This window comes from Delftia sp. WSY_16, assembly GCF_043104415.1.
Taxonomy (GTDB): domain Bacteria; phylum Pseudomonadota; class Gammaproteobacteria; order Burkholderiales; family Burkholderiaceae_C; genus Comamonas; species Comamonas tsuruhatensis.
This window is the reverse complement of record NZ_JBICKS010000015.1, coordinates 1-19,064: the sequence shown is the minus strand read 5'-3', so window position 1 is coordinate 19,064 and position 19,064 is coordinate 1. Positions and strand designations below refer to the sequence as shown.

Sequence of the window (19,064 nt, the reverse complement as noted above, 5' to 3'; positions counted from 1 at the left end):
AGCTAGAGGTTGCCGCCCGAGATATCGACCAGGCTGCCCGTGGTGTAGTGCGAGCCGTCGGACATCAGCCAGAGGATGGCGTCGGCCACTTCCTCGGCCCTGCCGCCGCGCTGCATGGGCACGTTGGGCGCCAGGCGCTCGACGCGGTCGGGCTGTCCGCCGCTGGCGTGGATGTCGGTCTCTATCAAGCCGGGCCGCACGGCGTTCACGCGTATGCCCTGGGCGGCGACTTCCTTGGCCAGGCCCAGCGTCATCACGTCCAACGCGCCCTTGGCGGCCGCATAGTCCACGTACTGGCCCGGTGCGCCCAGCCGCGAAGCGATGCTGGAGACGTTCACGATGGCGCCACCCCGTCCGCCGTGGCGGGTGCTCATGCGCCGCACGGCCTCGCGCGCGCAGATGAAGCTGCCGATGGTATTGACGCGGAACATGCGCTCCAGCCGCTGCACGCTCATCTCGGCCACGGTCTGCGCGCGGTCCACCACACCGGCGTTGTTGACCAGGGCATCCAGCCGGCCGAACTGCGCATCCACCGCACCGAACAGGGCCAGCACCTCGGCTTCGTCGCCCACATCGGCCTGCACGGCCAGCGCGCGGGTGCCGGCCAGTTGCACGTCGGCCACCACGGCCTCGGCCGCATCGCGCTGGTGCTGGTAGCTGATCACCACGTCCCAGCCCCGGTGCGCTGCCATGCGTGCCGTTGCGGCGCCTATGCCGCGGCTGCCGCCGGTGATGAGCACGACTTTTCGTTCCATCGAATGTCTCCTGTGAAAGAATTGCCGCACGGGCCGGCCCGCCGCCATTACAGCATTGCGGGGCGCGTCCGCCCACCGGGAAATCACAACAGGTTCTCAGACAGAAAGGAACGCGGACATGGGCAGTTTTGTGCAGTTGACTTCATTGGATGGCACGTCTTCGCCGGCCTGGGTGGCCCGCCCCGACGTGCCCGCGCGCGGTGCCATCGTCGTGCTGCAGGAGATCTTCGGCGTCAACGCCCATATCCGCGCCGTGACCGACCGGCTTGCGGCGCGGGGCTATGTGGCCGTGGCGCCGTCACTGTTCACGCGTGTGGAGCCGGGTGTGGACCTGGGCTACGGCGACGCCGACCGTGCCAAGGGCATGGCGCTGAAATCCGCCGCCGAGGCGCTGCCCCAGCCCGGCGTGCTGCCCGAGATCGAGGCCGCCATCGCCCATGCCGCCACGCTGGTGCCCGGCGGCAAGGTGGGCATCGTGGGGTTTTGCTGGGGCGGCCTGTGGGCCTGGCGCGCGGCCTGCAACCTGCCCAGCCTGTCGGCTGCAGCCTGCTACTACGGCGGCGGCATGACCACGCCGCTGGAGATGGGCCGCGAGCCGCTGTGCCCCGTCATCGCCCACTTCGGCCGGCGCGATGCGCACATTCCCGTGGACGCCGTGCAGGCCTTCGCCCAGGCGCAAAAGCATGTGCAGGTGCACCTGTACGACGCCGACCACGGCTTCAACTGCGACCAGCGCAGCGCCTACGACGAGGCCAGCGCCCTGCAGGCGCGCGACCGCACGCTGGCCTTCTTCGACCAGCACTTGGCCTGATCTGCCGTGCCGGGCGTGGCCCGGCATGGAAAATCCAGGCATCGGGATTTCCGGGAGTGCTGCTTGAAACCCGGTGCCTGATGCAATAGGCTTTCCAGAAGTCTCAACAGGAAAGGATGTCCATGCGACCGTCCGTGGTACTCGACATGAATCGCAGCGCAGTGCGTGAAATGGCCAGCCGTTTCCGCACTGCGAACCCGCGCGTCTTCGGCTCCGTGCTGCATGGCACCGACCGGGACGGCAGCGACCTCGACCTGCTGGTCGATGCATTGCCGGGCGCGACGCTGTTCGACCTGGGCGGCCTGCAGGACGAGCTGGAATCGCTGCTCGGCCTTCGCGTTGATCTGCTGACGCCCGGAGACCTGCCGCTGAAGTTCCGTGCCCAGGTGCTTGCGGAGGCGCAGCCGATATGAACGGGCATCGCCTTCCCGATTACCTCGATCACATACAGCAGGCCGCAACGGATGCCTGTAGCTTCGTGGAGGGCTTGGCCAAGGAGGATTTCCTGGAGGACAAGCGCACCCAGCAGGCCGTCATCATGAGCCTCGTCATCATCGGCGAGGCTGTCACGAAGGTCATGGATGGCTATGCCGAGTTCGCCCAGACACACGGGCAAGTGCCATGGCGCAACATGCGCGGCATGCGCAACCGCATCGCCCATGGCTATTTCGACATCAACCTCGATCTGGTGTGGGACACCGTGCAGACGGCCTTGCCTGAATTGCTCAGGCAATGGCCATCCATTCGCCGGGATGCGGACGGCGCCAGGCCGGGCTGACCGGTGCTGCGCGAGTGTCCGCAACTGGCCTGATCAACCCCCGGGGTCCGGATCACAGGCCGGCCCCGGCGTCGCCTTGCGCGCCTGCACGGTCTGCAGCGTGCCCCGCAGCGCGCGCTGCTGCGCGGTCAGGAAGCTCATCAGCCCGCCCAGGTCGCTCAGTTGTTGGTCTGGGCCGGCCATGCAGCACAGGTCGATCACCATGCCCATCTGGTGCATGCAGTCCTTGAGGCGATAGACCTCGTATTCGGAAATGGGGTAGTACAGGCTGGTCTCTTCCCTCAGCACTTGCGGGGAAGAGAAGAAAGGCGGGGAGGCGTGTGCTCCGCTGAGTGCATTGAGGTCAGACATGGCGGCTCCTTTGGCATGAACTGGCACCCCCTTGCGGAGGTTCCGCACAGCCCCGCCAAAAACGGAACCGTGCCCGGCGCAGCACCGGGAAGATGAAAAAAGCCGCTGCCTCGTGAAAAAGGCGTGCGGCTGCTGCGCCTACGTTGTTCCGGGCCGCCAAGCCCGTATCCCCCGAGGGGATCGCGAAATGGTACTTCAAATGCGCGCCCTGCCGCGCTCTGAAGCCAGCTTCAGCCCTGGGGCTGCTGCGCGTGCAGCCCCATGTGGTACAGCCCCCAGGGCGCCTGCGCAAAACGTTCCTTGAGCGGCTTGCCTGCCAGCTCCGCAATGCGGTCGGCGTCGTACATGGCCCATTGCGGGCCCAGGCCGCCCAGGCCCAGGCGCCGGCCGTCCATGTGCGTGGCCAGCAGCATGCGCCATTGCAGGGCCTGCGCCAGCGGCAGCTGGGCGCGGTAGCCGTCGATGGCCTGCAGGGTGATCCACTGGCCCTTGGCCGCTGCGGCGGCGGTGTCCAAGCCGGCCGCCTGCAGCACGGTGGCCAGCAGCGGGCCGCGCAGCCGGTGGGGCTGGCCGTCGTATTCGATATGGGGCGTGATCTCCACCGTGGGCAGGCGCTCCAGCGCACCGGCCCCTGTGGTCCAGGCCGTGTCGAAGGCCAGGCCATGGTTTTTCAGCAGCAGATCGGCTACTGGGTCCAGCGGCCCCCGGTTGCCGCGCACGCCGGGGCCGCTGATGGTGAGCACGGCGGCTTCGGTGCTTTTTCCGGGGGCGGCGGGGGCGGCCAGGGCGCTTTCGCACAGGGCCAGGCCGGTGGCTGCGCTGGCGGCCAGCAGGCTGCGGCGTGAAAGCGGGCTCCGGCTTGCGGATGCGGTCATGGGGAACTCCTGGGGGTGCGTGGCGATGTGCCAGCGCCGATTTTCCGTGAAGTGCCCATCCTGCGCGACAACGCCGCGCCCGCTGCGGTCAGCAGGCTCAGCAGCGCAATCCCCCCGGCGCCCAGCGCTGGAATGGGCGCCGCAGATGGTGCGGGGGCCGCCGTGACGGTCACGGTGTTGCTGTCCGAGCCGGAGGTATTACCATCACCGGGCACATAGCGCGCCTGCACCGTGGCCGTGCCCGGTGGCAGCCGGGGCACGCTGCAGCTGGCCTGCCCGCCGGTCACCGCAACGCTGGCGCACAGCACCTGCGTTCCGTTCAAGAAATCCACGGTGCCGCTGGCGCCGGCAGGCAGCGTGACCTGGACGCTGAAAGTCACGCTCTGGCCATGGCCTGGCGCAGCGGGGGAGGCCGACAGGTGGGCGCTGGTGGCTGCCGGGCCGATCACCACGGTCACGGCTGCGGCTTCGGTGGTAGCGCCGTTGGCATCGGTGGCAGTCAGCGTGAAGCTGTAGCTGCCTGCCGCCTGCGTGGCTGGGGCCGAGAGGGTGCCGGCGGCCTGGCTGAAGCCTGCGGGCAAACCGCTCACGCTGTAGCTGAACGGCCCCACGCCGCCGCTGGGCACGGGCGCCAGCGGCTGGCTGTAGGCCGTGCCGTAGGTGCCGGAGGGCAGGCTTGCCGTGACGCTGAAGGCCGTGAAGCTGGCCTGTGCGCTCCTGGCTGCATCGATGGTGACGCTGCACGTGGACGTGCTGCCGCTGCAGGCATCACCCCAGGTGGCAAAGGCATGGCCAGCGTCGGGCGTGGCGGCCAGGGTCACCAGGGTGGGCGCGCCTTCGAAGTAGCCATAGCCGGCCTGGCACAGGCCGCCTGGGCGGCCGCAGTCCTGTATGGCACCCGTGGCTGCAGGCGGGGAGGCCTGCGCCGATACGCCGCCCGCGCCGCTGGCCAGCACGGTCAATGCCGCCTGGAAGACGTTCGCCTCCACGGCGCCGATGTCGCACCGCGCACCCTGGGGCCTGACCACGCCGCGCTGGTCCGTGCCGGGTGCGGCAGTGCAGGCCACCCCGTCCAGTGCCGGGCTGCCGGTGGTGTTCAACATGGTCTGGGTGGGGCCGCCGTGGCTGGCCAGGGGGCCGAGCTGCGGGTTGCCCGTGGTGAAGGCCAGGGCGCTGATGTCGGCATTGTTCAGAGCCTGCGCCAGGCCCAGCAGATTGTTGCTGCCGCTGGCATCGCTGGTGCCGCCATTGCGCAGGTCCAGCACCACGTCCCTGCCAGCGGGCTGTTTGGTGGCCGGCTCGAACACGCTGTCCTGGACAATGCTGGCCTGCATCTGCAGCGAGGCACCGCTGCGGGTGCAGCTGATGTTGCCACCCGCACTGCAGGCGGCCTGGGAATCGCCCAGGCTATAGATGGCGCCGCCTTGCGCGGCCGGGTTGTCGTCGCCATTGGCCTGCACGGTATTGCCGGCCAGGGTGGAGAAACGGATGGTGAGCACGCCGTTGTAGTTGAAAACGGCGCCACCCAGGCCGGCGCCGCCGCCGCTGCTGTTGCCCAGCCCGCCGTGTGCACCGTTGCCAGCCAGGGTGACCTGGTTCAGCGTCAAGGTGCCTGCGTTGTTGAAAATGGCCCCTCCCATGCCGCCTGCGCCACCGCCAGCGTCGAAGGGGCCGCCCCCACCGTTGCCGGCGCCGAAGCCGCCACCGCTGCCACGACGGCCACCACCACCGCCAAATCCGCCACCGCCGGAGCCGCCGCCGCCACCACCGAAGCCGCCGTTCTTGCCGCTGGCGCTGCCACTGCCACCGCCCAGGCCGCCATCGTTCGGGCCGCCAGCGTTCGGCCCTCCCCCCGGGGACAAAGTCCCATCCTCGCCCACGCCGGCACCTGCAAAGGAGTTCAAGGAAAGCCTGCCTCCTTGCCCCCCTTGTGCGTGATTGCGCGTGAGCGTGCTGCGTTCGATGGTGAGCTGGCCCCGATTGAAGATGGCACCGCCCGCACCCAGCGCGCCGCCGCCAAAGCGGCTGGAGCCGCCTGTGGCCTGCCCCCCGGCCAGGGTCAGGCCGCGCAGGACCAGTCCACCCTGCGCATCGATGTCGAACAGCCGGAAGCCGGGTGCGGTCCCGAGGCGCTGCACGCTCACGCCCTGGGGCGTCAAGCCATTGGCGGTGGCATCGATGGTGATGCGCTTGCCGCTGATGAAGAAGGCGCTGGGGCCGAACTGCGAGACGTAGCCGGGCCAGCTGGCCAGCGGCAGGCAGGTGGCGCCGGCGGCCTGCCCGGTGTCCAGGCAGTTGGTAAAGCGGGTCAGCGAGATGGTCTGCCCATTCAGGGCCGCGCCGAAGACGATGGTGTCGCCATCGGCGGCATGGTTGATGGCGTCGCGCAGGGTGTCGCAGTTGCGGTCGCCTGCGGCAGGCGAGCATTGCGCACGAGACAGCGGCTCGGTGTCTGCAATCTCGCCGGCGGTGGTGACGGTGAGTGTGGCGGCCTGGGCCGCGGCGCCGGCAAGGGCCAGGGCCAACCCGCCCGTCAGGCCCAGGAATGTCCGGCCCCAGGGGCTCGGCGTGGGCATGGGTGGTGCGTCGGCTGCAGCAGACGGGTGGATGATGGACATGGCGGACCCCCTCGGTAGGCACAGCATCTCGGTGATGTGCTGAAGAGGGCAAATCTATGGGGTGTCCGGCTTTCTGTATGTCCCCCGTTCGGGCTACATGGCCGATGAGAGGGGCGGGGTCGCCATGCCGCTCATGTCGCCCATGTCGCCTATCCGGGCGACATGACAGCGGTCTTGTTCCATGTGAACATGCGGCCCTCGCCACGCACTCCACCTCCATGGACACGCACACAGACCCTTACTCTGCCGCCGCGACGGGTGGCGCCACACCCATCCGCGTGGCCGTGGTGGAGGACGACGCCGCCTGCCGCCATGCCCTGGTGGGCGTGATCAATGCCGCGAAGGACATGGTCCTGTGCTGGGCGGCAGCCAGCCGCACGGAGGCCCTGCACCAGCTCGGCCGGGCCGATGGGGCCGGTGCCATGGACGTGATGCTGGTGGACCTGGGCCTGCCCGACGGCAGCGGCCTGGAGGTGATTGCTGCCGTGCGCACCCGCCACCCCGGGGCGGCGGTGATGGTCAGCACCATCTTTGGCGACGAGCAGCATGTGCTGGCCGCCATCGAGGCCGGCGCCATGGGTTATCTGCTCAAGGACCTGGCCGCCGACGCGGTGCTGGAGGAAGTGCGCAGCCTGCACGCGGGCGGCAGCCCCATCAATCCCATGGTGGCGCGCAAGCTGCTGCTGCGCCAGCAGCGGGCCGGGGCGGTGGCCGGGCTGCAGCCGCCTGCCGAGCGCCAGGCCGTCGCGCAGGCGCTGTCCGCGCGCGAGCTGGAGGTGCTGCGCCTGGTGGCGCGCGGCCATACGCTGGACGAGGTGGCGCGCCAGCTGGGCGTGTCGCGCCACACGGTGCGCACCTTCGTGCGGCGCATCTACGGCAAGCTGCAGGTGTCCAGCCGCACGCAGATGATGCATGTGGCCTTGCAGCGCGGCTGGCTGGTCGAGGGGCGGCAATGAGCGCCGCGAGGGTGGGCAGATGACGCAGCCGCTGCTGCGGGGGAGGGTCTTGCTGGTTTCGGCGGGGCTGGTGGCGCTGGCGATGCTGCTGGCGGGGGCGTTCGGGCTGCGTGGCCCCGCCGCAGGCGAAGCGGTGCAACTGCGCCAGGCGCAGCTGTGGCGGTCGCACAGCCCGCACTGGGCGCCGCCTGCGGCGCTTGCGTCGGCCGACGACGCGGTGCTGGATGCATCGACGCCGTGGAGCGATGTGGACCTGCCCTATGGGGGCGACAGGGCCGTGTCGGGCAGCGGCGACCTGGCAGCGGCGCCGCCCGAGGTGCGCTGGTTCCGCGCCGTGGTGCCGCCTGAAGCCCTGGTGCCTACGCCGCAGGGCACGCGCCTGTATATCCCGCGCTGGCAGACGGTGGGCACGGTGGCGGTGTATGTGGATGGGAAGCTGGCCTGGCAGACGCGCGGCAGCCGGGTGTGGAACAGTTTCAACCGGCCGGTGTGGCTGGACCTGGGCGGGCTGGCGCAGCCGGGCAGGCCGCTGCAGGTGCATGTGCGCATGGCCAGCCAGCAGGGCGTGGGCGGGGCGCTGTCCAGCCTGTGGGCGGGGCCGGCCGAGTCGCTGCGCCTGTCCTGGCGGCTGCGCAGCCTGCTCCAGGCCGATCTGGTGGTCTACACGGCGGGCTCCTACCTGGTGCTGGGCCTGTTCGCGCTGGCGCTGTGGACGCTGCAGCGGCGGCGCGGGGATGTGGTGTTCCTGCTGTTCTTTCTGATGTCGCTGTGCCAGTTGCTGGGCTCGCTGCAGTTCATGGTGGACGGCGAGGGGCTGGCCCTGTCGGACGGCTGGTTCTCCTGGCTGACGCTGGCCGGCCTCATGGGCGCCACGGTGGCGGCCTTCCATTTCCTGTGCCTGATGCAGCGCAGGCGCCGGCCCTGGCTGGCCCGGGTGCTGCAGGGCTATGTGGGGACGGTGCTGCTGGTGGCGGTGCCGCTGTGGGGGCCGGCGCACGAGACCATCCTGCCGCTGCTGCGGCTGCTGATGGTGCCGCCGGAGATCCTGGTGCTGTGCATGGCCGTGGCGGGCGCCTGGCGCATGCGCGATGGCGGCAGCACCATGCTGGCGGTGTGGATGCTGCTGTCGTTTCCCATCGGCTTCCATGACCTGGCGCTGCAGAGCTACCTGATCAGCATAGAGAGCATCTATCTCACGCCCTATGTGTACCTGGGGCTGTTCACGCTGTTCCTGCTGGTAGCCTACCGGCGCTACAACGGTGCGCTGGCTGTGGCCGAGAACGCCAACCTGCATCTGGCGGAACGGCTCAAGGCCCAGGAGGCGGAGCTGGCCCAGGCCCATGAGCGCCTGCTGGCCGTGGAGCGCGAGCAGACGCTGATGCAGGAGCGCCAGCGCCTGATGCGCGAGATGCACGACGGCGTGGGCTCCTCGCTGATGAGCGCGTTGCGCGTGGTGGAGTTCAACCAGGCCGGCACGGTGGACCTGGTGCAGCTGCTGCAGGAGTGCATCGATGACCTGAAGCTGTCCATCGACTCGCTGGAGCCGCTGGACTGCGACCTGCTGGCGCTGCTGGCCGGGCTGCGCTACCGGCTGGGGCCGCGCCTGGAGGGGGCGGGGCTGCGGCTGCACTGGGAGGTGAGCGACCTGCCCGCGCTGCCCTGGCTGGACGCGCAGGCCGCCCTGCATGTGCTGCGCATCCTGCAGGAGGTGCTGACCAACATCATCAAGCACAGCGGCGCGCGCGAGATCACGGTGCGCACGGCACAGGCCCCGCTGGACGGCCGGGCCGGCGTGCAGGTGCTGGTGGAGGACGACGGCCACCCCTTCGACCGCGCCCGGGCACCCACCGAGGGCCGCAAGGGACTGGCGAACATGCGCACACGCGCGCTGGCGCTGCAGGCGCGGCTGGACTGGGCGCCGCTGGCCGGCGGCAATCGCTTCACGCTGTGGATGCCGCTGGAGCGGGCGGGGCCCTAGCCCTGCGCCGTGCGCGCCATGTAGCGCTTGCGCCAGAAGAACATGGTCAGGCCCACGGCAATCGCCATCATCGAGCCCATGGCCCACCAGAAGCCGTCCTGCTTGTGCACCAGGGGGATGAACTCGAAGTTCATGCCGAAGATGCCGGCAATCAGGTTCAGCGGCAGGAACACGGCCGTCAGCGCGGTGAGCGTGCGCATGATGTCGTTGGTGCGGTTGCTCTGCACCGAAAAATGCATCTGCACCACGGTCTCGGTGCTTTGCTCCAGCCGCCGCACGTGGTGGACCACGCGCTCTATGTGTTCCAGCACGTCGCGGCTGCGCACCTTGAGCAGGTCCAGCTCGCGCAGCGCCGCCGCGCCCTCGGGAGGCGCCCAGGTCTCCAGCGCGTCCGTCCAGTCCTGCACGGCAGCGCGCTGGTCTTCGCAGACTTCGTCCAGCTCATGCAGGGCCAGCCGTGCGTCCAGCAGCGCCCCCCAGTTGGCAAAGCGCGTGCGCGGGCGCAGCAGCTCGGTCTGCCAGTGGTCCAGCTGGCGCGACAGTTCGCGGCGCAGGTCCAGGAAGCCGTCCACGATGAGGTTGACCACGCGCAGCATGAGGTCGGCCGGGCTGGCCGGCAGCCGCGTGCCGGATGTGGGGTTCAGCCGTCCCTCGCGCAGATCGCTGGGCATGGCGGCCAGCAGCCGCGCGGCATAGGCGTCGCGCACGGTGCAGTCGTCGGGGTGCACGGACAGCAGCACCTGGTCGAACATGGCAAAGCCCACGGGGCTGGTGTCGATGTTGCGCAGCACGGGCGGGCCTGTGCGGCGCACGGGAGGCGAGGGGGGCGCCGCCTGCGCCGCAGGCGAAGAGGCCGTGCCGGCCTGCGCGGCGGCACGCGCCTGCCCGCTGGCCAGGCGGCGAAAGACCAGCAGGTCGTACTGCGAGGTGTAGTCGTAGCGCGATGGCAGCTGGGCGTTGAGCAGGTCCGAGACATGCAGGTCCACCAGCTGCTGGCCCGACAGCAGCTGCAGCGTGCGCTGCACCTCGGCCAGCCGCTCCTGCAAGGTGGCGCGGGTGCAGGAGATCCACAGGAAGCCCTGCGCGGGCGCCTGCCCGGGCAGGTCGGCCAGTTCGGTGGCGCCGCCCGGCTGCAGGTGGAAGATGCGCATGCTCCTGGCGTTCCCGGCTGGGGGAGCGGCTCCCGTGCCCGTGGGCGGCGTCACCTGCGGCATGCGTTCAGCCGCGCAGCTTGCGCGCGGCGTCGATGGCGAAGTAGGTCAGGATGCCGTCGGCACCCGCACGCTTGAAGGCCAGCAGCGATTCCATCATCACCTGGTCATGGTCCAGCCAGCCGTTGGCGGCGGCGGCCTTGAGCATGGCGTACTCGCCGCTGACCTGGTAGGCGAAGGTGGGCACGCCGAATTCGTCCTTGACGCGGCGCACCACGTCCAGGTACGGCATGCCGGGCTTGACCATGACCATGTCCGCACCCTCGGCCAGGTCCTGGGCGACTTCGCGCAGGGCCTCGTCGGTGTTGGCGGGGTCCATCTGGTAGACGTTCTTGTCGGCCTTGCCCAGCGCGCCGCGCGTGCCCACGGCATCGCGGAACGGGCCGTAGAAGGCGCTGGCGTACTTGGCGCTGTAGGCCATGATGCGGGTGTGGATGTGGCCGTGGGCCTCCAGCGCTTCGCGGATGGCGCCGATGCGGCCGTCCATCATGTCGCTGGGCGCCACCATGTCCACGCCGGCCTCGGCATGGGTGAGCGCCTGGCCCACCAGGACCTGCACGGTCTCGTCGTTGATGATGTAGCCGGACTCGTCGAGGATGCCGTCCTGGCCGTGGCTGGTGTAGGGGTCCAGGGCCACGTCGGTCATCACGCCCAGTTGCGGGAACTCCTTCTTGAGCGCCCGCACCACGCGCGGGATCAGGCCGTCGGGGTTGAGCGCCTCCTTGCCGTCGGGCGTCTTCAGCGAGGTCTCGATGGCGGGGAACAGCGCCAGGAAAGGGATCTCCAGCTGCACGCACTGCTCTGCCACGGGCAGCAGCAGGTCCAGGCTCAGGCGGTCCACGCCGGGCATGGAGGGCACGGCCTCGCGCTGGTTCGTGCCTTCGTGCACGAACACGGGGTAGATGAAGTCATGGGCCGTGAGCACGTTCTCGCGCACCAGATTGCGCGTGAAGACGTCGCGGCGCAGGCGGCGGGGGCGGTTGTGCGGGAAGGGGGTGGGGCTGGACAGATGCATGCCGAAAATTGTGCCCCATTCCCGCCGCAGGCCCCGCAACCCCTGCGACGACGCCGGCACGCGGGACTCGGCTTTTGCGCCTGCGCAGCCTGGCGCACCCCTGTACGCACGTACACTGCCCGCATGCTGTGGGTCAAAGCCTTTCATATCGTTTTCGTGGCAAGCTGGTTCGCGGGCCTGTTCTATCTGCCTCGCATCTTCGTCAACGTGGCCATGGTCACGCCCGGCTCGGTGGCCGAGCGCGAGCGCCTGCTGCTCATGGCACGCAAGCTGCTGCGCTTCACCACGCTGCTGGCCGTGCCCGCATTGGGCCTGGGCCTGTGGCTGTACCTGGGCTACGGCATCGGCAAGGGGCCGGGCAACGGCTGGATGCATGCCAAGCTGGCCGGCGTGCTGCTGGTCATCGGCTACCACCATGCCTGCGGGCGCCTGCTGCGCAAGCTGATCGACAACCGGGACCAGCACAGCCACCGCTGGTTCCGCTTCTTCAACGAGGTGCCGGTGCTGCTGCTGGCGGCCATCGTCATCCTGGTGGTCGTCAAACCTTTCTGAGAAACCGTTCCAACGAAGAGGGAGGCAGGGGCGTGGTGCAAAGGACTTCGGCCTGGCCGCTGGCACTGGTCTATGCGGTGCTCATCGTTTTCGCCAGCCTGTTTCCCTTCGATGGCTGGCGTGCCCAGGGCATTGATCCGCTGGTCTTCCTGACAGCAAAGATCCCGCCGCCGTACTGGACCTGGTTCGACGTCAATACCAATATCGTCGGCTACGCGCCGCTGGGCTTTTTCCTGGCGCTGGCCCTGGTGCGCAGCGGCAGCCCGCGCGCGGCCGTGCCGCTGGCGGCGCTGGCAGGCACCCTGCTGTCGCTGTCCATGGAGTTCCTGCAGATCTACCTGCCGCGGCGCGTTCCCTCCAACCTGGATCTGGTGCTCAATGCGGGCGGCACCTTGTTGGGCGCGCTGGTGGCGCTGCTGCTGGAGCGCCTGGGCGCCCTGGCGCGCTGGAGCGCCTTTCGCACCCATTGGCTGGGCGAGGATGGCGGCGGCGCCATGGTGCTGCTGGCGCTGTGGCCCTGGGCGCTGCTCTTTCCCGCCGCCGTGCCCTTTGGCCTGGGCCAGGTGCTGGAGCGGCTGGAGCAGGGGCTGCTGGACCTGCTCGAAGGCACGCCCTTTCTCATGTGGCTGCCGCTGCGCGAGTCGGCCCTGACGCCGCTGTCGCCCGTGACCGAGATGCTGTGCGTGATGCTGGGCCTGTGGGTGCCCTGCCTGCTGGCCTATTGCGTGATGCGCCACATGGGCCGGCGCGCCGTGCTGGCGGGCTCGGCCATCGTGATCGGCATCGCGGTCTCGGCGATGTCGGCCGCGCTGAGCTGGGGGCCTGCCCATGCCTGGGAGTGGGTGGACCTGCCGGTGCGCATGGGCGTATGGGGCGGCGTGGGCCTGGCCATGGTGGCCCTGCCGCTGCCGCGCCGCGCCTGTGCAGCCCTGCTGATGCTGGTGCTGGTGCTGCAACTGAGCATCCTGAACCAGGCGCCCACCAGTGCCTATTTCTCCGAGACGCTGCAGGCCTGGGAGCAGGGGCGTTTCATCCGCTTCTACGGGCTGGGGCAGTGGCTGGGCTGGCTGTGGCCCTATGCCACCCTGGTCTACGTGCTGCTCAGGGTGGCGCGCCGCGATGCAGGGCCGCTGCCGCCTGCACCTTCAGCGCCCCCGGCGCCTTCGGGGCAGCAGACGCAGGCCTAGAATCCGCTGCATGAGCGAAAACCCACGTCCCGGGGCCGAAGGCGGCCAGCAAGGCGCAGGCAACTACTATGCGCGCCACATCTTCTTTTGCCTCAACGAGAGGCCTGGCGGCGAGGACTGCTGTGCGCTGCACGGCGCCAAGGCAGGCTTCGACCACTGCAAGAAGCAGGTCAAGCAGCTGGGCCTGGCCGGCAAGGGCCAGGTGCGCGTGAACAAGGCCGGCTGCCTGGACCGCTGCGCGGGCGGGCCCGTGGCCGTGGTCTACCCCGAAGGCACCTGGTACACCTTCGTGGACGAGACCGATATCGACGAGATCGTCGAGTCCCATCTCAAGAACGGCCAGCCCGTGGAGCGCCTGCTGCTGCCGCCCGACGTGGGCCGCTGAGCACCGGCTGGAACTTTGGGCCTTTCCGGGCATCAGTGCTTTGTCAGCTTGGACTGGCTGCTACTACTAGGATAGCGATTGTGAATGCGCAGACCGAACGTTTGACCCTGACCGGCCTTGCCGGGGCCGTGGAGGCCCTGCGCGACGCGCCGGCCGCCGATGCGACTGCGCGCGGCGTGGCCATCATCGCCCACCCCCATCCGCTGTTTGGCGGCACCATGGACAACAAGGTGGTGCAGACCCTGGCGCGGGCCTTCGTGCAGTGCGGCTACACGGCCGTACGCTTCAACTTCCGTGGCGTGGGTGCCAGTGCCGGCGAGCACGACGCAGGCATCGGCGAGGCCGAGGACATGCTGTCCGTGGTCCGCCAGGTCGCTCCCGAAGGGCCGATCGCGCTGGCGGGCTTTTCCTTCGGCGCCTTCGTCACCAGCCATGTGCTGGCGGGCCTGTGGAATGAAGGCCGGGTGGAAAAGGCTGTGCTGGTGGGCACGGCGGCCAGCCGTTTCTCGGTGGCCCCCGTGCCGCCCGAAGCCCATGACCGGACATTGGTGGTGCACGGCGAGGCCGATGACACGGTGCCGCTGTCGGCCGTCATGGACTGGGCGCGCCCGCAGATACTGCCTGTTACCGTCGTGCCCGGGGGCGGTCATTTCTTTCACGGACAATTGCCGCTGCTCAAGAGTCTCGTGGTCCGCCATTTGCGCTCACTTCCCTAGCGGCCCGCGCCGCTGCTCAATAGGCCCGCCCCAGCCGGCGGGCATCTTCCGCCTTTCCTGCTTTACCTGCCCTTTAGCGAGAGTTTTCCTCATGAAGCCCATTTCCTCCACGCTGCGAGTCCTGGCACTGGCAGCGGCCATGGCGCCGGCCCTGGCGCTGGCGCAGATCACCCCGCCCCAGCCGCCCGAGATCGCGGCGCGCAACTATCTGCTGGTCGATGTCACCGCCAACCAGGTGCTGGGTGCCAAGGACATCGATGCGCCCATCGAGCAGGCCTCGCTGACCAAGCTCATGACCGGCTACCTGGTCTTCGACGCACTGCGTGCCAAGAAGATCACGCTGGAGCAGCGCCTGCCCGTCAGCGAGCGCGCCTGGAAGATGCCGGGCTCGCGCATGTTCATCGACCCCAAGATGCAGGTGCCGGTGGATGACCTGATCAAGGGCATGATCGTGCAGTCCGGCAACGACGCCACCATGGCCCTGGCCGAAGGCGTGGGCGGCTCGGCCGAGAACTTCGTGCGGCTCATGAACGAGCAGGCCAAGGCGCTGGGCATGAAGAACACCAGCTACAAGAACCCCGAAGGCCTGACCGAGCCCGGCCACCTGACCACGGCGCGCGACCTGTCCATCCTCGCGCAGCGCCTGATGCAGGACTTCCCCGAGTACATGCACTACTACTCGACCAAGAAGTACTTCTACCCGGGCACGCCGGCCTCCAACGGCACCAACCGCAACTCGCTGCTGTTCCGCGACCCGACCGTGGACGGCCTCAAGACCGGCCACACCGCTGCGGCCGGCTACTGCCTGGTGGCCACGGCCAAGCGCGATCTGCCCAACGTGGGCAGCCGCCGCCTGATCTCCATCGTGCTGGGCGCCGCCAGCGAGAACGCGCGCGCCAATGAAAGCCAGAAGCTGCTGAACTGGGGCTATGCGGCCTTCGACTCGGTCAAGCTGTTCGACGCCGAGCAGGCCGTGGCCACGCCCGAGGTCTGGAAGGGCAAGGCGGGCACCGTCAAGATCGGCCGCACCACGCCCATCGTGGTCACCGTGCCGGCCGGCAGTGGCGGCAAGCTGAGCACCGAAGTCGTGCGCCAGGACCCGCTGATCGCTCCGTTCACCAAGGGCCAGGCCATGGGCACGCTCAAGGTCAAGCTGGGAGCCGACACCGTGGCCGAAGTGCCGCTGGTGGCGCTTGAAGGCGTGGAGCAGGCTGGCTTCTTCGGCCGTGCCTGGGATGCGATCCGCCTCTGGATCAAGTAAGCCCCGCGCCTGTCGCGCAGGCCCTCGCGTACCGGCTTGAAGGGGGTGCAGTTGTGCGATCTCCTGCAAGCTGGTACAGTCGAGGGCTTTTCGGAATTTCCGAAGGGATTCACGTTTTCGCTTTTCGCAAGCAATTCACGTTTAGGGACGTTTATTAATGCCAACCATTAACCAACTCGTGCGTCAGGGCCGCACGGTCGAAGTTGTCAAATCCAAGAGCCCTGCTATGGAAAACTGCCCTCAGCGCCGCGGCGTGTGCACCCGTGTGTACACCACGACGCCCAAGAAGCCTAACTCCGCTCTGCGTAAGGTTGCCAAGGTGCGCCTGACCAACGGCTTCGAGGTCATCTCCTACATCGGTGGTGAAGGCCACAACCTGCAAGAGCACAGCGTTGTGCTGGTGCGCGGCGGCCGTGTGAAGGACTTGCCCGGTGTGCGTTACCACATCGTGCGTGGCTCCCTTGACCTGCAAGGCGTCAAGGACCGCAAGCAAGCCCGTTCCAAGTACGGCGCGAAGAAGCCCAAGGCCAAGTAAGCCCTGCGTTTTTTCGAAGAAGGTGCTGTATCCCGCGTGGCGCGAGATCCAGCGTAGTGACCCCAAACGCAAGTGTTTTGCGCGGGTCGAGTAAGTGGGAGTCCTGTTGGCTCTCGCGGTGTCTGAAAAGACGCCAACTGAAGCAAGATAGAGGTAAAAAATGCCACGTCGTCGCGAAGTCCCCAAACGTGAAATCCTGCCGGATCCCAAGTTCGGCAATGTCGAGCTGTCCAAGTTCATGAACGTGATCATGGAAGGCGGCAAGAAGGCGGTCGCAGAACGCATCATCTACGGTGCCCTGGACCTGATTCAAAAGAAGCACCCTGACAAAGACCCGCTGGAAGCCTTCATCGTTGCCATCAACAACGTGAAGCCCATGGTCGAAGTGAAGTCCCGCCGCGTCGGCGGTGCCAACTACCAGGTGCCCGTCGAAGTGCGTCCCGTGCGTCGCCTGGCCCTGTCCATGCGTTGGCTGAAGGAAGCTGCACGCAAGCGCGGCGAGAAGTCCATGGCCCAGCGCCTGGCCAACGAGCTGCTCGAGGCCACCGAAGGCCGTGGCGGCGCCATGAAGCGCCGTGACGAAGTGCACCGCATGGCCGAAGCCAACAAGGCGTTCAGCCACTTCCGCTTCTAAGAGCGCTTCGCTCCTGATCAGACGGGCCGCATGCATTTTTGCCTGCGGCCTTGTCTCGATTAGGAGCATCCCCAGATAAGACTGCTGTCCGTCTGCACCATGAGGCTGGAACGGGCAGAGACTCCCTCCATACGATCAATCAAGGATCCATCATGGCTCGCAAGACCCCCATCGAGCGCTACCGCAATATCGGTATCTCCGCCCACATCGACGCCGGCAAAACCACCACCACCGAACGTATCCTGTTCTACACCGGTGTGACCCACAAGCTGGGCGAAGTGCACGACGGCGCTGCTACGACCGACTGGATGGAGCAAGAGCAAGAGCGCGGCATCACCATCACTTCCGCTGCAGTGACCTGCTTCTGGAAGGGCATGGACCTGTCCTACCCCGAGCACCGTTTCAACATCATCGACACCCCCGGCCACGTGGACTTCACCATTGAGGTGGAGCGTTCCATGCGCGTGCTGGACGGCGCCTGCATGGTGTACTGCGCCGTGGGCGGCGTGCAGCCCCAGTCGGAAACCGTGTGGCGTCAGGCCAACAAGTACAAGGTGCCTCGTCTGGCCTTCGTGAACAAGATGGACCGTACCGGCGCCAACTTCTTCAAGGTCGTCGAGCAGATGAAGCTGCGCCTGAAGGCCAACCCCGTGCCCGTCGTGATCCCGATCGGTGCCGAAGAAAACTTCAAGGGCGTGGTCGACCTCGTCAAGATGAAGGCCATCATCTGGGACGAAGCCTCGCAAGGCATGAAGTTCGAATACCACGAAATCCCCGCCGAGCTGGTGGAGACCGCCAACAAGTGGCGTGAAAATCTCGTGGAAGCCGCTGCCGAAGCCAGCGAAGACCTGATGAACAAGTACCTGGAAGAAGGTACTCTGTCCGAAGAAGACGTGAAGGCCGGCCTGCGCGCTCGTACGCTGGCTACCGAAATCCAGCCCATGCTGTGCGGTACCGCCTTCAAGAACAAGGGTGTGCAGCGCATGCTGGACGCCGTGATCGACTACCTGCCGGCGCCTGTGGACATCCCTGACGTCACCGGTACCGATCCCGAAAACGAAGAAACCAAGCTCAGCCGCAAGGCAGACGACGGCGAAAAGTTCTCGGCCCTGGCCTTCAAGCTGATGACCGACCCGTTCGTCGGCCAGCTGACCTTCGTGCGCGTGTACTCGGGCGTCCTGACCAAGGGCGACACCGTGTTCAACTCGGTCAAGGGCAAGAAGGAGCGTATCGGCCGTATCGTGCAGATGATGGCCAACGAGCGCGTGGAAGTCGAAGAAATCCGCGCCGGCGACATCGCTGCCTGCGTGGGCCTGAAGGACGTGACCACCGGCGAAACGCTGTGCGCCGTCGAAGCTCCCATCGTGCTGGAACGCATGGTCTTCCCCGAGCCCGTGATTGCACAGGCCGTGGAGCCCAAGTCCAAGGCCGACCAGGAAAAGATGGGCATCGCCCTGTCGCGCCTGGCTGCTGAAGATCCGTCCTTCCGCGTGCGCACCGATGAAGAATCGGGCCAGACCATCATCGCCGGCATGGGCGAGCTGCACCTGGAAATCATCGTTGACCGCATGAAGCGCGAATTCAACGTGGAAGCCAACGTGGGCAAGCCCCAGGTGGCCTACCGCGAAACCATTCGCCAGAAGGTTACCGATGTGGACGGCAAGTTCGTTCGCCAGTCCGGCGGCAAGGGTCAGTACGGCCACGTCGTGCTGACCCTGGAACCCCAGGAAGCCGGCAAGGGCTTCGAGTTCGTCGACGAAATCAAGGGCGGTGTGGTTCCTCGCGAATACATCCCTGCGGTCGAGAAGGGCGTGATCGAGGCGCTGACTTCCGGCGTGCTGGCCGGCTACCCCGTGGTGGACGTCAAGGTGCGCCTGACCTTCGGTTCGTACCACGATGTGGACTCGAACGAAATGGCCTTCAAGATGGCTGCCATCTTCGGCTTCAAGGAAGGCGCCAAGAAGGCCAGCCCCGTCATCCTCGAGCCCATGATGGCCGTGGAAGTCGAGACGCCTGAAGACTACGCCGGCACCGTGATGGGCGACCTGTCCTCGCGTCGCGGCATGGTCCAGGGCATGGACGACATGGCCGGCGGTGGCAAGTCCATCAAGGCTGAAGTGCCGCTGTCGGAAATGTTCGGCTACGCCACTTCGCTGCGTTCGCAGACGCAAGGCCGCGCTACGTACACGATGGAGTTCAAGCACTACGCCGAAGCTCCCCGCAACGTGGCCGAAGCCATCGTGGCTGCTCGCGCCAAGTAAGGCTTTTTGTATAATCGAAGGCTTTTGAGTCGCAGCTCCTGAAAAGGGGCTGCGATTTTTGCCGGTCTGCGATCCCATGCCGTCCTGTCACCTGTGCGGGGCGACCAAGCAATGGGATGCAGACCTTAAACATCACACAGGTTTTGCTCTTTCGGAGAAATCATGGCAAAGGAAAAATTCGAGCG

19 protein-coding genes are annotated in these 19,064 nt (G+C 67.6%); 13 read left to right on the top strand and 6 right to left on the bottom strand.

Going from position 1 to position 19,064, the window contains the following annotated elements:
* Nucleotides 1-2: 2 nt before the first annotated feature.
* The gene (locus tag ACF8O7_RS07250; protein ID WP_016453579.1) at nt 3-755 is read right to left on the bottom strand and encodes an SDR family oxidoreductase; all 753 of its coding nucleotides are present in this window, start codon (nt 753-755) and stop codon (nt 3-5) included.
* 118 nt (nt 756-873) lie between these two features.
* On the opposite strand from ACF8O7_RS07250, the gene ACF8O7_RS07245 reads away from it, so the two are divergent.
* The 3 genes from ACF8O7_RS07245 to ACF8O7_RS07235 all read left to right on the top strand — a co-directional run bounded on the left by ACF8O7_RS07245 (nt 874) and on the right by ACF8O7_RS07235 (nt 2,344).
* Nucleotides 874-1,566 carry a dienelactone hydrolase family protein gene (locus ACF8O7_RS07245; RefSeq protein ID WP_016448529.1) on the top strand — a complete coding sequence of 231 codons (693 nt, stop codon included), beginning with the start codon at nt 874-876 and terminating at the stop codon, nt 1,564-1,566.
* Between the two features lie 122 nt (nt 1,567-1,688).
* Entirely contained in the window at nt 1,689-1,979 is a 291-nt protein-coding gene (locus tag ACF8O7_RS07240) for a nucleotidyltransferase family protein (protein WP_013800234.1), read from the top strand.
* Entirely contained in the window at nt 1,976-2,344 is a 369-nt protein-coding gene (locus ACF8O7_RS07235; RefSeq protein WP_013800235.1) for a DUF86 domain-containing protein, read from the top strand. The genes ACF8O7_RS07240 and ACF8O7_RS07235 overlap by 4 nt, the downstream gene beginning before the upstream one ends.
* A gap of 33 nt (nt 2,345-2,377) precedes the next feature.
* On the opposite strand, the gene ACF8O7_RS07230 is transcribed toward ACF8O7_RS07235, so the two are convergent.
* The 3 genes from ACF8O7_RS07230 to ACF8O7_RS07220 form a co-directional block, all read right to left on the bottom strand.
* The gene (locus ACF8O7_RS07230; protein ID WP_126311666.1) at nt 2,378-2,695 is read right to left on the bottom strand and encodes a hypothetical protein; all 318 of its coding nucleotides are present in this window, start codon (nt 2,693-2,695) and stop codon (nt 2,378-2,380) included.
* 230 nt (nt 2,696-2,925) lie between these two features.
* On the bottom strand, nt 2,926-3,570 hold the full coding sequence (locus tag ACF8O7_RS07225; protein WP_126311667.1) for a molybdopterin-dependent oxidoreductase: 645 nt from the start codon (nt 3,568-3,570) through the stop codon (nt 2,926-2,928).
* Nucleotides 3,567-6,188 carry a choice-of-anchor Q domain-containing protein gene (locus ACF8O7_RS07220; protein WP_275824397.1) on the bottom strand — a complete coding sequence of 874 codons (2,622 nt, stop codon included), beginning with the start codon at nt 6,186-6,188 and terminating at the stop codon, nt 3,567-3,569. Before ACF8O7_RS07220 ends, ACF8O7_RS07225 begins: the two co-directional genes overlap by 4 nt.
* A 218-nt stretch (nt 6,189-6,406) precedes the next feature.
* On the opposite strand from ACF8O7_RS07220, the gene ACF8O7_RS07215 reads away from it, so the two are divergent.
* Nucleotides 6,407-7,144 carry a response regulator gene (locus tag ACF8O7_RS07215; protein ID WP_392442902.1) on the top strand — a complete coding sequence of 246 codons (738 nt, stop codon included), beginning with the start codon at nt 6,407-6,409 and terminating at the stop codon, nt 7,142-7,144.
* A gap of 19 nt (nt 7,145-7,163) precedes the next feature.
* Nucleotides 7,164-9,122, top strand: a complete 1,959-nt coding sequence (locus tag ACF8O7_RS07210) for an ATP-binding protein (RefSeq protein ID WP_126311669.1) — start codon at nt 7,164-7,166, stop codon at nt 9,120-9,122.
* Here ACF8O7_RS07210 and ACF8O7_RS07205 read toward each other — a convergent pair.
* Entirely contained in the window at nt 9,119-10,336 is a 1,218-nt protein-coding gene (locus tag ACF8O7_RS07205; RefSeq protein WP_126311670.1) for a magnesium transporter CorA family protein, read from the bottom strand. The genes ACF8O7_RS07210 and ACF8O7_RS07205 overlap by 4 nt on opposite strands.
* Before the next feature lie 4 nt (nt 10,337-10,340).
* Nucleotides 10,341-11,348 carry a porphobilinogen synthase gene (hemB, locus tag ACF8O7_RS07200; RefSeq protein ID WP_126311671.1) on the bottom strand — a complete coding sequence of 336 codons (1,008 nt, stop codon included), beginning with the start codon at nt 11,346-11,348 and terminating at the stop codon, nt 10,341-10,343.
* Between the two features lie 123 nt (nt 11,349-11,471).
* Here hemB and ACF8O7_RS07195 point away from each other — a divergent pair, with 123 nt between their 5' ends.
* From ACF8O7_RS07195 to fusA, 8 genes are all read left to right on the top strand, one after another.
* Nucleotides 11,472-11,900 (top strand): CopD family protein, encoded by a 429-nt coding sequence (locus tag ACF8O7_RS07195; RefSeq protein ID WP_016453572.1) that lies wholly within the window; start codon nt 11,472-11,474, stop codon nt 11,898-11,900.
* Between the two features lie 32 nt (nt 11,901-11,932).
* Nucleotides 11,933-13,087 (top strand): VanZ family protein, encoded by a 1,155-nt coding sequence (locus ACF8O7_RS07190; protein WP_016448520.1) that lies wholly within the window; start codon nt 11,933-11,935, stop codon nt 13,085-13,087.
* Nucleotides 13,088-13,097: 10 nt separating this feature from the next.
* Nucleotides 13,098-13,472: a ferredoxin gene (locus ACF8O7_RS07185; protein ID WP_016448519.1), complete on the top strand. Its 375-nt coding sequence runs from the start codon at nt 13,098-13,100 to the stop codon at nt 13,470-13,472.
* A gap of 80 nt (nt 13,473-13,552) precedes the next feature.
* A complete protein-coding gene (locus tag ACF8O7_RS07180) occupies nt 13,553-14,188 on the top strand; it encodes an alpha/beta hydrolase (RefSeq protein WP_017405508.1) in 636 nt (211 codons plus the stop codon).
* Between the two features lie 91 nt (nt 14,189-14,279).
* A complete protein-coding gene (locus tag ACF8O7_RS07175; RefSeq protein ID WP_016453570.1) occupies nt 14,280-15,449 on the top strand; it encodes a D-alanyl-D-alanine carboxypeptidase family protein in 1,170 nt (389 codons plus the stop codon).
* A 157-nt stretch (nt 15,450-15,606) separates the two neighbouring features.
* A complete protein-coding gene (rpsL, locus tag ACF8O7_RS07170) occupies nt 15,607-15,984 on the top strand; it encodes a 30S ribosomal protein S12 (RefSeq protein ID WP_003059441.1) in 378 nt (125 codons plus the stop codon).
* Nucleotides 15,985-16,144: 160 nt separating this feature from the next.
* Nucleotides 16,145-16,618, top strand: a complete 474-nt coding sequence (gene rpsG / locus ACF8O7_RS07165; protein WP_016448516.1) for a 30S ribosomal protein S7 — start codon at nt 16,145-16,147, stop codon at nt 16,616-16,618.
* A gap of 152 nt (nt 16,619-16,770) precedes the next feature.
* Entirely contained in the window at nt 16,771-18,879 is a 2,109-nt protein-coding gene (fusA, locus tag ACF8O7_RS07160) for an elongation factor G (RefSeq protein WP_016448515.1), read from the top strand.
* Nucleotides 18,880-19,064 lie beyond the last annotated feature (185 nt).

What these genes read in the sequence shown, in the direction of transcription:
- ACF8O7_RS07250 (WP_016453579.1), bottom strand. Translation starts at nt 755, where the DNA reads ATGGAACGAAAAGTCGTGCTCATCACCGGCGGCAGCCGCGGCATAGGC.
- ACF8O7_RS07245 (WP_016448529.1), top strand. Translation starts at nt 874, where the DNA reads ATGGGCAGTTTTGTGCAGTTGACTTCATTGGATGGCACGTCTTCGCCG.
- ACF8O7_RS07240 (WP_013800234.1), top strand. Translation starts at nt 1,689, where the DNA reads ATGCGACCGTCCGTGGTACTCGACATGAATCGCAGCGCAGTGCGTGAA.
- ACF8O7_RS07235 (WP_013800235.1), top strand. Translation starts at nt 1,976, where the DNA reads ATGAACGGGCATCGCCTTCCCGATTACCTCGATCACATACAGCAGGCC.
- ACF8O7_RS07230 (WP_126311666.1), bottom strand. Translation starts at nt 2,695, where the DNA reads ATGTCTGACCTCAATGCACTCAGCGGAGCACACGCCTCCCCGCCTTTC.
- ACF8O7_RS07225 (WP_126311667.1), bottom strand. Translation starts at nt 3,570, where the DNA reads ATGACCGCATCCGCAAGCCGGAGCCCGCTTTCACGCCGCAGCCTGCTG.
- ACF8O7_RS07220 (WP_275824397.1), bottom strand. Translation starts at nt 6,188, where the DNA reads ATGTCCATCATCCACCCGTCTGCTGCAGCCGACGCACCACCCATGCCC.
- ACF8O7_RS07215 (WP_392442902.1), top strand. Translation starts at nt 6,407, where the DNA reads ATGGACACGCACACAGACCCTTACTCTGCCGCCGCGACGGGTGGCGCC.
- ACF8O7_RS07210 (WP_126311669.1), top strand. Translation starts at nt 7,164, where the DNA reads ATGACGCAGCCGCTGCTGCGGGGGAGGGTCTTGCTGGTTTCGGCGGGG.
- ACF8O7_RS07205 (WP_126311670.1), bottom strand. Translation starts at nt 10,336, where the DNA reads ATGCCGCAGGTGACGCCGCCCACGGGCACGGGAGCCGCTCCCCCAGCC.
- hemB (WP_126311671.1), bottom strand. Translation starts at nt 11,348, where the DNA reads ATGCATCTGTCCAGCCCCACCCCCTTCCCGCACAACCGCCCCCGCCGC.
- ACF8O7_RS07195 (WP_016453572.1), top strand. Translation starts at nt 11,472, where the DNA reads ATGCTGTGGGTCAAAGCCTTTCATATCGTTTTCGTGGCAAGCTGGTTC.
- ACF8O7_RS07185 (WP_016448519.1), top strand. Translation starts at nt 13,098, where the DNA reads ATGAGCGAAAACCCACGTCCCGGGGCCGAAGGCGGCCAGCAAGGCGCA.
- ACF8O7_RS07175 (WP_016453570.1), top strand. Translation starts at nt 14,280, where the DNA reads ATGAAGCCCATTTCCTCCACGCTGCGAGTCCTGGCACTGGCAGCGGCC.
- rpsL (WP_003059441.1), top strand. Translation starts at nt 15,607, where the DNA reads ATGCCAACCATTAACCAACTCGTGCGTCAGGGCCGCACGGTCGAAGTT.
- rpsG (WP_016448516.1), top strand. Translation starts at nt 16,145, where the DNA reads ATGCCACGTCGTCGCGAAGTCCCCAAACGTGAAATCCTGCCGGATCCC.
- fusA (WP_016448515.1), top strand. Translation starts at nt 16,771, where the DNA reads ATGGCTCGCAAGACCCCCATCGAGCGCTACCGCAATATCGGTATCTCC.